Genomic DNA, 12480 nt, shown 5'->3' with positions numbered 1-12480 from the left:
TTGAGATAGTGGGTACACGGAAACGTCAAGGCGGCTAATTTAGGAAAAGCTGCCAGGGCACTCTTCGCGTGTGTAAAGGGAGACGATGCTATGACAAAGAAAAAATTAGGGCGTGTGTTGCTGATGTTAGCAGCATTGTTCGTTGCTGGCGGATTTTTCAATAGCGCGAAACGTGCACCGGTCGCGGAAGCCGCGGTCACCGGCTACGGCACACCAACACCAGATATTAGTAGTTTTTTGTTTTGGTACACGGGTACAGGCTTTCGGCTGCAGCCACAAGATGAGTATACGGCGGCGGGGACGTCTAAGACGTTAACGACCGGGGTTGGGTATTCATTTCTGGATACTTTCTTCAATCCCTTGGCTTATAACCATTACCAGTGGTACCAGTCAACTGATTCAGGGGCGAGTTGGCAATCAATCAAAGGGGCAACGAGTTCTAGCTTGACAGTTACGCCGACGAAACCGGGAACGACGTATTATCAGGAACGGTTTGGTTACTACCTTTTCATTCCACCGGTGCTACAGAGCATGTATTACTACTCGCGAGTCGCTTCGGTTACGGCTTTAGGTGATCCCGTCAATGCGACAAGTTTGTCGGTTAAGGCGGATGACAATTACCTCTACAATAATCAAGCCAATGCGGCGACAACCAATGTGCACGCCACACCAACGCCAGCCAATGCGACTGGGAATGTGACTTGGAGTAGTAGTAACCCAAGCCTGGCTTCAGTTGATAAGGATGATGGGACCGTGACGGCCAATAAAGACGGCAAGTCTGGAACAGTGACCATCACCGGGACCATTAAAAACGACGATGGCACGACTAAGAGTGGTTCAGTTGATATTAAAATTGGTGGTGGGTTGGATGACCAAACTGTCGATGCGGGGAAGACCGCGACCTTCAAGGTACAAGGGACATTCCCATCGGCACCTAAGTCTGTTGTTTGGTACCGTAAGGCTCCTGGTAGTAGTTCTGCAACCAAAGTCGCAAGCGGAACCAGCCTGACGTACACGACGCCAACGACGACTTCAGCGGACGATGGTGCGAGCTACTACGCTGACGTGACGATTGCTTCCGATTCGAACTCAAAGACGATTACCACGAACACGGCTAATCTTAACGTGATGTTCAGTACGTCTCCTAAGGTGTCCATTACCAGTAAAATTACGGATTTGACGGATAATACTGGGAACACTGACACTTACTTGAGTAACATTGTGGCGGGTGATAAAGTTGAGGTTTCGGGGACCATTACGGATTCTAACCCAGATTCCACGCTGAAGAGTGGTAAACTGAAATTTAAGGTACCATACGGCGTTGAAAATACAAGTATCATTCTAGATGGTAGGTCTGTTACCAACATTGCGACACCTGAAGTGAATGATTCTGGAGGATATGATTATTATTTGATTCCTGGGGATGTGACAAATCCGGAGCGAATAGACTTTAGTGGAAAACAGACACATACGTATCAAATTGATTTTCAATCGACGGAGGTCACTAATACAGACTTTACGACTAACGTTCAGATGATAGGATATGATGCGAAGAGTTCGATGCTGGATATTTACCAAAGTCAAGATTTAAGCATGAACTTCTCAGCGAATACGCTGACGGCGAAGGCTGGGAATGTTACCTTCGGATCACTCTCCTACGCTAACGTCAATCAGGACATTGAAGGTCAAGTTGAAGGTGGAGGCGACCTGTTGGCCATTTCCGACGATCGGCGGACCAAGACGGGGACAACGATCACGCTGAGTCAAGCAACACCATTTAGAACCAGTGATGGCAGTCACACGTTGGACGCCACCCTGAGTTATTCCAATGGGAGTTCGGCGATGCCGTTAACGGACAAAGCACAAACCGTTCAGTATTCCGGTCCTGGGATGACAGTGGGCTCGCTCAGTTCAGATCACGGGCAGAAATTAATATTGAACATGGCTAGTCAGGCTATCTACACGGGGAGTTATTCTTCGACGCTTGATTGGACCATTACGATGGCACCATCATAAAAAGAATGATATGAAATGGTCGACAGGGATGTCGGCTATTTTTATGGCGTTTTTTGATGGGTAGGACTAATGTTTTCCTAATTAAAAACACAATAAAACACTACCCATCCGACAGCAAATGTCGACCAGCCAATTCGCCACAAACTCCCGAACGATAAGCGTTGACCGCCAAAATCTGAAAGCGTATTCTAAAATTAAGCGTGGCCTCACGACTAACCGGAGCTAGTTAAGGGGCACATTTATTTCAGAAAATGGGGAGGACAAGAAAATGACAAAAAACTGGCAACGCGGCCTGCTCGTGGCGGGCCTAATGGTGGCCGGACTCAGTATGGGGCAATCAACACCGGCCAATGCAGCATCCAAGCTGGCCGTCGTGCCCAAGGCCCTGCGCGGCACCTGGGTGACCCACTATCGCGACAGTAAAAGCTATGGCGTAGAAATTTTTACAGCCACGACCTGGCGGGAACGGATCGGACGGACGAAGACCCAAGCGCTACACGCAAAGAATAAATTCCGGTACCAGCTGCGGCAAACCAAGCCAATCAATCAGCGAACCTTCACTCTGACGGGGACGCGTGGCCATTGGCAGGCCCATTATCGGTTAAACGACATGGCCTTCCCCAACCAAAGTATTCGGCTCAAGCAACGGCGGCTTAAGGGGAAGACTCAGCTCGTGCTAACGGCGTTTAATCCGGCCCGCACAGATATCTTTACCAAGGTCACCAAAAAATAATCATTAATATATTGGAGGAATTCCCATGAAACTGACGACTCTCGTGACCGCGACACTCCTGACCCTAACGCTAGGCGTTGCCGGGGTAGCGCTGACGCCAGCAACCACTGGCCAGGCCAAAGCGAAGATCACTCTGAAGACCTTTCCCAAACAGTTACGCGGCACCTGGTACGCGGATGCCGGGAAAATCGATGGCTATCACTACTACAATGGTGTTCGCTTCACGGCCAAGCACTTCTATTTCCAAGCTAACGTGACCAAAAATTTTGTCGGATTCCCGTTGCATGCCCATAAATTACCATTCACCGGCACGAAGAAGGGCCATTTGGAATGGGCTTACGCGACAAAGCATCACGGCTTAGTAAAGGTGGCACCTTGGAATCGTAACGTTACCTTGCCGCTGGCCGGGTACTATCGGAAGACCACGACGAAAATCAAAGGACACAAAGTCACCGTCGTTCAGCAGGTTTCTGCGAATAAGAAAGAAGTTTACTATCAATACTACGCCACCAAAAAATTGGCGCGGCAGTTTGCGAAACACTAATCAAATAACCTCGTAAGGGCAGTCGATGCGGCTGTCCTTTTTTCTTAGATTGGTCCTAGCAGGTGCATTCTATCGGTAGTTACGGTAAGATTGGCGTAATGACTTTTAACGGTAACGATGTTTTACCATTCGGGAGGGAATCGTATGACAAGTAGTGATATTGAAACGGTATGGTCGACTTTTCGGGCCGCCACGGCATATAAGGTCTTAGAGATATATCCGGAGCAAATTGTGAAGCAAGTTGTGTTTACCTTTACAAGTATGCTCCAGGAGGTCAATCACGTTGATGCTTGCCAATGGGATAACCAAATGGTAGCGGAAGGATTAACTGTTTTGAATCAGCAGGCCCAACAAGATAGTGATCCGCTGGCCCTGACAATTTTGAAGCTAAACTACAGCGTGTTAAAACCGTTCTTATTGTTTTGGGCGAAGGCTAAGGAAAGCCAGCTGCAGGTAAAACCGATTCGTCAATTTCTAAAAGAGTTCGAAGTGGTGACGGGGATGGATGGGAGTCCGATTGATGTGGATGCCCTATCAGTCCAGGATCCAATTCCGGATCAACCTTGGCTAGCACAATGGCAGGAGCGCACGGCGAACGACATTCAGCGTTACACGCAAGACTGGTTAACTGCGTACCTCACCAGTCCTGCATGGGCACAGGATCAAGCGACAGGCGTGACAGAAGACCAGTTGGATAAACTATTAACGTATGTCGTGACGCAGGGGTATGATAAATACCGCAAGACACCGAAAAGTTGGAGTAAGAAAGTGCTGGCCGGGGTGTTGGACGAGGTCGTCGCTAATTTAGATTTGACGGCGGCAGAACTGTCCCTGACAATTCCGGCCATGGGTCATTTGCTAGAATTCGCCGGTGAGCAGGGCTGGTTAAACGCGAAGAAGGCCAGCACGTATCAACGGTATTTGACGGACCTTACACCGGAAACGATTGAGCGGGCCAAGGATGACAGTAATTTCGGCCCGGATAAACAAATCTTTAATGCCATGGTTGCTCAGGGCATCGACATCGAGGACGAAGCGGCAGTCAGAGCCTTTCTAGAACAGATCAAAGCGCAAGGCGGATTGGTAGATAGCAAATACGAGGGTGGTATGCGTCTGCCAGATGGCATTGACCTGACGGCTGACGAATATAACCTCCTGCTGGATGACGATGATCTGCTCTACACCTTTGCGGAAAGGTATGAGCCAGATCCAGGACAAGACTACCTGCGAAAGCATCACGTTATGACCTATGACGGGCGAAAATGGCAGGAAGACGATGCCGATAGTGCGCACGTCTTTGGCATCGTGGTGGGCTTACAAGTGTGGTTACGTCGACAAGACTATCAGCTATCTCAGCAGTGGCAGGTAGCTGAGAATACGCTGGCGATGGTTGCCGGTGTTGCTGATATGTTATATAGTCAGCACCTCATCACGTTGGAGCAGTCGACGCCAGCCATCTGGCAGGAGTTTGGCCGATGGATTCAGGACGCCACGCCAGATCCAGATGGCATGCGGGAGTTGATGCGCGCCATTGCTCACGTCCTGCAAGACGCCGGCTACATGGCACCCCAAGCAGGAGATAAACTGATTGCGGCCCTCACGACGGGGCAACCTAAACAACAGAAGAAGACCGGCAACGTGCTGTCTTTTGCAGAAGCCCGCAAACGGCGCCAACACAAGAAACGTTAAGCTAATAAAAGGAGAACACTAACATGAAACACATCGTAGCGGGAATCGTTGCCCACGTTGATGCCGGCAAGACCACGCTATCGGAAGCGTTACTGTACCAGTCCGGCGCGGTGCGGCAACTGGGCAGAGTCGACAACGGGGATGCCTTCTTGGATCCGGACGACTTAGAAAAACAACGCGGCATCACCATCTTTTCTCATCAGGCCAGTTTGACGCATGACGACCTGCACCTCACCTTGCTGGACACCCCGGGGCACGTGGACTTTGCCTCGCAAACGGAACAAGTGCTCAGTGTCCTGGACTATGCGGTCCTGGTGGTTTCAGCCACCGACGGCATTCAGGGCTATACGCGGACCCTGTGGCGGTTGCTTGACCACTACCAGGTGCCGACGTTTATCTTCGTGAATAAAATGGATGCCCCCACGGCAGACCGCGAACGCGTTTTAAGCCAGTTGCAGGAGACCTTCTCTGCAGGTTGTGTGGCCTTCACGGGGACGAGCTTGCCAGATGAGTCAGCTGAAGACGTCGCTATGCAAGATGACACTGTGTTGACGGACTACCTGGAGACCGGGGACCTTAGCGACGACGCGGTTCGTCACATGATCCAGCAACGAAAAGTCTTTCCTTGTTACTTCGGGGCGGCTTTAAAATTAGACGGGGTAGATGACTTTTTGTCTGGATTATCTTACTGGACACAGGAAAACACCTATCCAGCTGAATTTGGCGCTAAGGTCTTTAAGATTTCTCACGACCAGGATGAACGGCTGACCTGGGTCCGGGTGACCGGTGGTGAGCTAGCGAACAAGGCTGTCATTTTGGACGAGCAAAAGGTGAACCAGCTCCGCGTTTACAATGGGAGCAAGTTCACCATTCAGCCCACGGTGGTTGCGGGGGAAGTTTGTGCGATTCCCAATCTCACGGGCACCCATCCAGGACAGGGCTTGGGACAGCAGGCGGCGGCCCGGACACCAGAGATTCAGCCGGTGCTGACCTATACCGTGGATCCCCAGGGTGCCGACCTACATCATTGTCTGACGGTGCTGCAGGAATTAGAGGATGAGGACCCACAGCTTCACGTGACCTGGTCCAACCAGCTCCAGGAAATTCGGGTCCAGATCATGGGCGCCGTTCAGCTAGAAATTTTGCAACAGATGCTCCATGATCGGTTTGGCCTGGATATCGGATTTGGCGAGGGGAGCATCCTCTATCAGGAAACGATTACTCAGGCGGTCGAGGGCGTTGGCCATTTCGAACCGCTCCGGCACTACGCAGAGGTCCACCTCTTGATGACGCCGGCACCGCGGGGCAGTGGCTTAACGTTTGCGGCCGACTGCTCACTGGAAGTGTTGGGCAAGAACTGGCAACATCAGGTGCTCACCAACCTGCGCGCCAAGAAGCAGTTGGGGGTCTTGACGGGGTCGCCACTCACCGACGTGAACATCACGCTGGTGACGGGGCGGGCCAGCATCGTCCACTCGGTCGGTGGAGATTTTCGGGAAGCCACGTGGCGCGCCGTACGACAGGGATTGATGATGTTGCGCGAGCAAGGTGCCTGCCAGCTGCTGGAGCCCTGGTATCAATTCCGCTTGGAAGTTGGCCAGGACCAGGTGGGTCGGGCGATGAACGATATTCAACGGCTCCATGGGCAGTTTGATACGCCGGACGACACCGCTAGTGCCAACGGCATGGTCGTTTTGACCGGGACCGCCCCCGTCGCTGAAATGCAGGGGTACTCGCAGGAAGTTTTGGCTTACACACATGGTCAGGGCCAACTGGAATGCCTGGTCGATGGCTATCGGCCGTGTCATAATCAGGCGGAAATCGTGGCGGCCCAGGACTACGCGCCCGTCGCCGACCTGCCCAATACGCCGGACTCCGTGTTCTGTGCGCACGGGGCCGGCTATCCCGTTCCGTGGGATGAGGTGCCGGGGATGGCGCACGTGGATTATGCGTATTCGGCCGCGGATTTGCAGGCGTTAGGGTAGTCAACTAACGGTCAATTGACGCGGAATTCAATCCGTGGTAATCTACCAGCAACTAATCATATCGGAGGAATTGCCAGATGTCAGTCGTTCAATAGGCGTTACGCAGGTTGCTAAGAAAGCGGTCAAACACTGCTGACTTTAGTGTGCCCGCAAATGCTTGAATGACGAAATGGACATCTGCGCCCTCTTAAAATTTTTGGGGTGCAGTTACGACTGCGCCTTTTTTGTCGTCAGCCTTTCGGGTACCGTCATGAACGAAAGGATTTGAACGAGTTGAAAACTGATTTAAACGCGTATGGCTTAACTGAGCGAATCGCTCAACTGGCGGCGACGGAACCGACGTTGACCCTGGCCCGGGTGACCGAGCAACATAGAGAAACCTACCAAGTCATCAGCGCCACCGGACCAGTCACCGCTGAACTAGGCGGGAAATTCCGGCACGCAACGAAGGTCGCCGCAGACCTGCCAACGGTGGGGGACTGGGTGTTGACGACCGGGTCCCCCGACAATCAATTGGCCGTGATCCAGCAAGTCTTACCCCGTCAGAGTGTTTTGGAACGGGCCGCCGTTGGCAAAACCGGCGCTGGGCAGCTGATTGCGGCCAACGTCGACACCATCTTCATTTGTATGTCGCTGAATGCCAACTTTAACGGGCACCGCCTCGAGCGGTATCTGACGATGGCCTGGGATAGTGGGGCCGTGCCGGTCGTCGTCCTGACCAAGGCCGATCTGTGTGCCGATGTGGCTGAAAAATTGGCGGCGTTGGCCGACGTGACGCTGGGCGTGGACGTGGTTACGTGCTCCGCCACCACGGGAGCGGGTGTCGCGGACTTGCGGGCCTACGTGACGGGCAATCAAACCGTGTCATTTATCGGGTCGTCTGGTGTTGGCAAGTCCACGCTGATCAACAGTTTGCTGGGCCACGAGACGTTGGTCACCCGAGAGATTCGGGCGGACGATGATAAGGGCCGGCACACCACCACGGCGCGGGAGTTGTTGCGGCTACCCAGTGGCGGCGTGGTCATTGACACCCCGGGAATGCGGGAACTCCAGGTCCAGGGTGGTGATTTGACCAAGGCATTTGCCGATATCACCGCGCTGGCGGGACAGTGTAAGTTCCGTAACTGCACCCACCAAACGGAACCGGGGTGTGCAGTGCAGGCGGCCATTGCGGCGGGTGACCTGGACGCCGAACGCTTAGCCAGCTACCGCAAGCTCCAGCTGGAAATGAGCTATAGTGACATGAGTGCCAGAGAACGGGAAAACGCCAAGATTCAACGGTTCTTTGGTGGCAAAAAGGAAATGAAACAGGCCAGAGACCACATGCAACAGATTCGCCGGCGGTAATGTTTCATGTGAAACATCTAAATGAATAGCTAAACGCCCCCATTTCCAGCGAGAATCCGTGCTGGAAATGGGGGCGTTTTTAGGCTAGGTGTCCTACGGCAGGGCGACCAATGTTGTGGTAAGCTAGGCTAAGTTACCGAGATACATAGATTCGCTGCCAAATAAGCGGTGGCCCAGAAGGGATTGACGAACTAAGATGGACATTCAAGAAGGATTCATGCCGTTTGGCGAGTACCAAACCTATTACCGCGTGGTCGGCGACTTACAGGCCGGGCCAACACCCTTGCTACTGTTACACGGCGGGCCAGGGTCGACGCACAACTATTTTGAATCGTTTGATCAGCTGGCGGTGAAGACCGGTCGGCCAATCGTGATGTATGACCAATTGGGCTGTGGCCAGTCTTCTATGCCAAGTGATGACAGCCTGTGGCAGGCGTCAACCTGGGTGGCGGAATTACAGGCATTGCGGAACTATTTGGGCCTGAAACGCGTCCATTTGCTTGGGCAATCCTGGGGCGGCATGCTGGCCATTATTTACCTGTGCGACCATCAGCCAGCGGGAATTCAAAGCCTGATTCTAGCCAGCACACTCTCTTCGGCCAAGCTCTGGCAACAGGAACAGCACCGGATGATCCGCTTCATGTCTGCGGCGGACCAGGCGGCAATCGCCCAAGCCGAGGCTAGTGGCGACTATACGGGACCAGCGTATCTGGCGGCGAATGAGCGGTACATGCTGGCCCATGCGGCCGGACCTGTGACAGCCGATTCCCCCGAATTCTTGCGGCGGTCTAAGTGCTCTGGTACCGCGGCCTACAGTGTGGCCTGGGGGCCGAACGAGTATTGCCCAACTGGGACGCTACAGGCTTATGATTACACGGCCAAGCTAGCGGAAATCACCACGCCAACACTGGTGACCAGTGGCACCAACGATTTGAGCACGCCATTAGTTGCCAAGACAATGGTCGATCACCTACCGCATGCAGAGTGGTCGCTGTTTGCCCACAGCCGGCACATGGCCTTCATTGACGAGCCGACTGCTTACTTTGAACGATTGACGCGGTGGTTGGCGGCTCATGATTAGTGGATTTTAAATGAAAAACCAGCAACGGCCAATATTAGGCGTTGCTGGTTTATTTGGTTATCGCATTAAATTTTCCGGTTAGTCTTCGTTGACCTTGCCCATTTTCCGGAGGCTTGGAATCGTGAGCATGACCGTGAAACTGATGATGTAGAGTACGGACAGGAAGCCCATGACGACGGTCAGCGTGTAGTGATCCATCAGGAAGCCAATCACAACTGAGGAGAAGCCCCCAACTGCCCGGCCGACGTTAACGATAACGTTGTTGGCCGTCGAGCGAATTTCCGTGGGGTAGAGCCGGCTGATGACCGCGCCGTAGCCACCAAACATGCCGTTTGAGAAGAAACCGATGATGGCGCCGGCCAGAATCAGGGTCAGTTGGTTAAAGGCCAGGGTGATGCTGAAGACGGCGATGGCGGAGGCAATCAGGAAAATCCCAAATGCCCGCCGGGGACCGAAGTAATCGAGAATGGACCCGAACGTCATCATCCCAACGCTCATGCCGAGGATAGTGGCAATCATCCAAACGGAAGAGCCTGAGACCGTTAAGCCCAGCTTTTGTTGCATGATGGCTGGCAACCAGTTCATCAGCCCAAAGTAGCCGGCAATCTGTACGATGACCATAACCATCAAGGCTAGTGTTTGGTAAGCCAGTTGCGGCGTCTTAAACAGGGCACGGATTTGAACCGGCTTGCGTTCGGACTTGGGTGCCCGTTGTTCTGCCAAAAATTCATCACTTTCCCGCAGATGACGCCGGATGAAGTAGGTCAAAGCGACTGGAACCAGGCCGAGGACGAACAAGGCTTTCCAACCCAACGTTGGAATAATCATGGCAGCGGCAACCGCGGCGAGAATGGCGCCCATCTGTCCGCCAATGGCGGCAATCGAGGTCATCTTCCCAATCTTGTTACGTGAGAAGCTCTCGGCAATCAGCGTGATGCCGACACCATACTCCCCACCGGCCCCAACACCGGCTAGAAACCGGAAGATGTAGATCCAGGTGATATTGCTAGCGAAGGCCATAGCGGCCGTTGCGAAGGCGAAGATGAAGATGGTGTGTGAGAAGATGCGGACCCGGCCATAGCGGTCGGCCAAAATGCCGAATAAAATGCCACCCGCCAGCATGCCCAGATTGGTAATTGATGAGATCAACCCGGCTTGCGCACCGCTGATGTGTAGATCGGCGATGATTGAGGACAGGGCAAAGGATAAAAACATGACGTCCATATTTTCCAAGGCGAATCCTGCTGAGGTTGAGGCAATCGTCCACTTCTGGTGCTTACTGAGCGCGTGGTTCTGCGTCGTGGTTTCCATATATTCAGTTCCTCCAAAATGAATGTTCACTGACATTCGTTATTTTTGCCGGTTACCCGGGCGTTGGCAATATTATGGCATGCTCGTCAGGAAAAAGCAACCGTTAATCCTGATATTAAATTAATTATACGGGTTTAACGTTTTCCAAATAATTAGGGAGAAAAATTATTTTGGACATGGATAGGTGAAAATTTATTTTTTTAGGTAAACCGTCTAACCTGAAATTTACGGTTGACGGTTGGTGATTTATCGGCTAAACTCATTACAAACAACAGTTAACTTAGCCCTGTGAGACTAAAACGACGAACGGTATGCCCCCCAGAAACACTGGCAGTGGGCCTAAATCCGGCTAGTCCAACACGGGGCTAGCCGGATTTTTTCTGGAGAAAGGAACAAAACATGCGACCAGTCATTGTGGCACTAGATTTTGAAAATCAGCAGGTCGTCACCGACTTCTTAGATCAATTTCCAGAATCGGAACCGGTGATGGTCAAGGTGGGGATGGAATTGTTCTATGAAGCAGGCCCTAGTATTTTACGAACATTACGTGAACGGGGTCTCCAGATTTTTCTTGATTTGAAGCTCTACGATATTCCCCACACGGTTGAACAAGCCATGCGCCAACTGGGCCGACAGGGCGTGGCCATGGTCACGGTTCATGCGGCCGGTGGCGCGGCGATGTTGGCGGCAGCTCGTCGCGGGTTGGACCAGGGGAGTCAAGCTGCCGGGGTAGCGCCAGCCAAGCTATTAGCCATCACCCAACTGACCTCGACCACCGAAGCTCAAATGCAGGCCGAACAGTTGGTGACTGCCGACCTGCCAACGACTGTTGCGCACCTGGCTCAACTCGCTCAAGCAAATGGGGCGGATGGCGTGATCTCTTCGGCACTGGAAGACCCAGCGATTCACGCGGCGACGAGCTCCGATTTTCTCTGCATCAACCCGGGCATCCGGTTAGCCACCGACGCAGCCGATGATCAAAAGCGGGTGGTCACGCCGGCTAGAGCGGCTGCTCTGGGCAGTAATGGGTTGGTCGTGGGCCGGTCCATTACCCAGGCAGCGGACCCAGTCGCGGCGTATCACCAAGTCTTAACGGAATGGGAGCGAGGAAAATGATGACTTTAACAGATAAAATTGCGGCAGACCTCTTACATATCGGTGCGGTGACCCTAGCGCCCAACGACCCATTCCTGTGGGCGAGCGGGATGCAGGCTCCCATTTACACGGATAACCGGCAGACAATTGCCTATCCGGAAGTTCGCACAGCGATTGCGGATGGTCTGGCAGCGTTGATTCAGGAAAAATACCCGACGGCGACCGTCATTGGTGGTGTAGCAACGGCAGGGATTCCGCATGCCGCCCTGGTGGCCGACCGGCTGGCCTTACCAATGAATTATGTGCGGTCAAAACCCAAAGACCACGGTCGGGGCAAACAAATTGAAGGGCAGTTAACACCGACAGACCAAGTCGTCTTGATCGATGACTTGATTTCGACCGGGGGCAGCGTGTTGGCCGCAGCCAAGGCGGTTCAAGCCACCGGCGCCACGGTCCTGGGTGTTGTCGCGATTTTCTCCTACGAGTTGCCCGACAGTGTCGTGAACTTTCAGGCGGCCGGCTTGACCCTGACACCCCTGACCACGTACAGTGCGTTGATTGACGTGGCCCGGTCCGAGGGGGATATGACCCCGGCCGAGTTTGTCTCACTTCAACAGTGGCGCGAGGACCCGTGGGGCTGGCCCGGCAACTAATGTTTCACATGAAACAGCTAAAAAAG

The 12480-nt window shown here is 53.1% G+C and carries 10 protein-coding genes; 9 read left to right on the top strand and 1 reads right to left on the bottom strand.

The window, feature by feature from the left end:
• Positions 1 to 90 precede the first annotated feature (90 nt).
• From ACEPST_RS05320 to pepI, 7 genes are all read left to right on the top strand, one after another.
• A complete protein-coding gene (locus tag ACEPST_RS05320) occupies positions 91 to 2016 on the top strand; it encodes a hypothetical protein (RefSeq protein WP_204120591.1) in 1926 nt (641 codons plus the stop codon).
• Positions 2017 to 2284: 268 nt separating this feature from the next.
• Positions 2285 to 2749 carry a hypothetical protein gene (locus tag ACEPST_RS05315; protein WP_204120590.1) on the top strand — a complete coding sequence of 155 codons (465 nt, stop codon included), beginning with the start codon at positions 2285 to 2287 and terminating at the stop codon, positions 2747 to 2749.
• Positions 2750 to 2774: 25 nt separating this feature from the next.
• Complete coding sequence (locus ACEPST_RS05310; protein ID WP_204120589.1) at positions 2775 to 3293, top strand: hypothetical protein; 519 nt, start codon at positions 2775 to 2777, stop codon at positions 3291 to 3293.
• 144 nt (positions 3294 to 3437) lie between these two features.
• On the top strand, positions 3438 to 4982 hold the full coding sequence (locus ACEPST_RS05305) for a hypothetical protein (RefSeq protein WP_204120588.1): 1545 nt from the start codon (positions 3438 to 3440) through the stop codon (positions 4980 to 4982).
• 23 nt (positions 4983 to 5005) lie between these two features.
• Positions 5006 to 6967, top strand: a complete 1962-nt coding sequence (locus tag ACEPST_RS05300; RefSeq protein WP_204120587.1) for an elongation factor G — start codon at positions 5006 to 5008, stop codon at positions 6965 to 6967.
• A 273-nt stretch (positions 6968 to 7240) separates the two neighbouring features.
• Positions 7241 to 8314, top strand: a complete 1074-nt coding sequence (gene rsgA, locus ACEPST_RS05295; RefSeq protein WP_395390562.1) for a ribosome small subunit-dependent GTPase A — start codon at positions 7241 to 7243, stop codon at positions 8312 to 8314.
• Positions 8315 to 8510: 196 nt separating this feature from the next.
• The gene (pepI, locus tag ACEPST_RS05290) at positions 8511 to 9395 is read left to right on the top strand and encodes a proline iminopeptidase (RefSeq protein WP_204120585.1); all 885 of its coding nucleotides are present in this window, start codon (positions 8511 to 8513) and stop codon (positions 9393 to 9395) included.
• Positions 9396 to 9473: 78 nt separating this feature from the next.
• Here pepI and ACEPST_RS05285 read toward each other — a convergent pair whose 3' ends face one another.
• Entirely contained in the window at positions 9474 to 10706 is a 1233-nt protein-coding gene (locus ACEPST_RS05285) for an MFS transporter (protein WP_204120584.1), read from the bottom strand.
• A gap of 399 nt (positions 10707 to 11105) precedes the next feature.
• Between ACEPST_RS05285 and pyrF the strand changes: the two genes are divergently transcribed.
• Together pyrF and pyrE are read left to right on the top strand one after the other, a co-directional pair.
• Positions 11106 to 11822 (top strand): orotidine-5'-phosphate decarboxylase, encoded by a 717-nt coding sequence (gene pyrF / locus ACEPST_RS05280; RefSeq protein WP_204120583.1) that lies wholly within the window; start codon positions 11106 to 11108, stop codon positions 11820 to 11822.
• Positions 11819 to 12454, top strand: a complete 636-nt coding sequence (gene pyrE, locus ACEPST_RS05275; protein WP_204120582.1) for an orotate phosphoribosyltransferase — start codon at positions 11819 to 11821, stop codon at positions 12452 to 12454. The genes pyrF and pyrE overlap by 4 nt, the downstream gene beginning before the upstream one ends.
• The last annotated feature ends 26 nt before the right edge of the window (positions 12455 to 12480 follow it).

The sequence above is a fragment of the Levilactobacillus sp. FUA 3915 genome, from assembly GCF_044053135.1.
Taxonomy (GTDB): Bacteria; Bacillota; Bacilli; order Lactobacillales; family Lactobacillaceae; genus Levilactobacillus; species Levilactobacillus lanxiensis.
This window is presented reverse-complemented; position numbering and strand designations above follow the sequence as displayed.

What these genes read in the sequence shown, in the direction of transcription:
- ACEPST_RS05305 (WP_204120588.1), top strand. Translation starts at nt 3,438, where the DNA reads ATGACAAGTAGTGATATTGAAACGGTATGGTCGACTTTTCGGGCCGCC.
- ACEPST_RS05310 (WP_204120589.1), top strand. Translation starts at nt 2,775, where the DNA reads ATGAAACTGACGACTCTCGTGACCGCGACACTCCTGACCCTAACGCTA.
- ACEPST_RS05315 (WP_204120590.1), top strand. Translation starts at nt 2,285, where the DNA reads ATGACAAAAAACTGGCAACGCGGCCTGCTCGTGGCGGGCCTAATGGTG.
- ACEPST_RS05320 (WP_204120591.1), top strand. Translation starts at nt 91, where the DNA reads ATGACAAAGAAAAAATTAGGGCGTGTGTTGCTGATGTTAGCAGCATTG.
- ACEPST_RS05285 (WP_204120584.1), bottom strand. Translation starts at nt 10,706, where the DNA reads ATGGAAACCACGACGCAGAACCACGCGCTCAGTAAGCACCAGAAGTGG.
- pyrF (WP_204120583.1), top strand. Translation starts at nt 11,106, where the DNA reads ATGCGACCAGTCATTGTGGCACTAGATTTTGAAAATCAGCAGGTCGTC.
- ACEPST_RS05300 (WP_204120587.1), top strand. Translation starts at nt 5,006, where the DNA reads ATGAAACACATCGTAGCGGGAATCGTTGCCCACGTTGATGCCGGCAAG.
- pepI (WP_204120585.1), top strand. Translation starts at nt 8,511, where the DNA reads ATGGACATTCAAGAAGGATTCATGCCGTTTGGCGAGTACCAAACCTAT.
- pyrE (WP_204120582.1), top strand. Translation starts at nt 11,819, where the DNA reads ATGATGACTTTAACAGATAAAATTGCGGCAGACCTCTTACATATCGGT.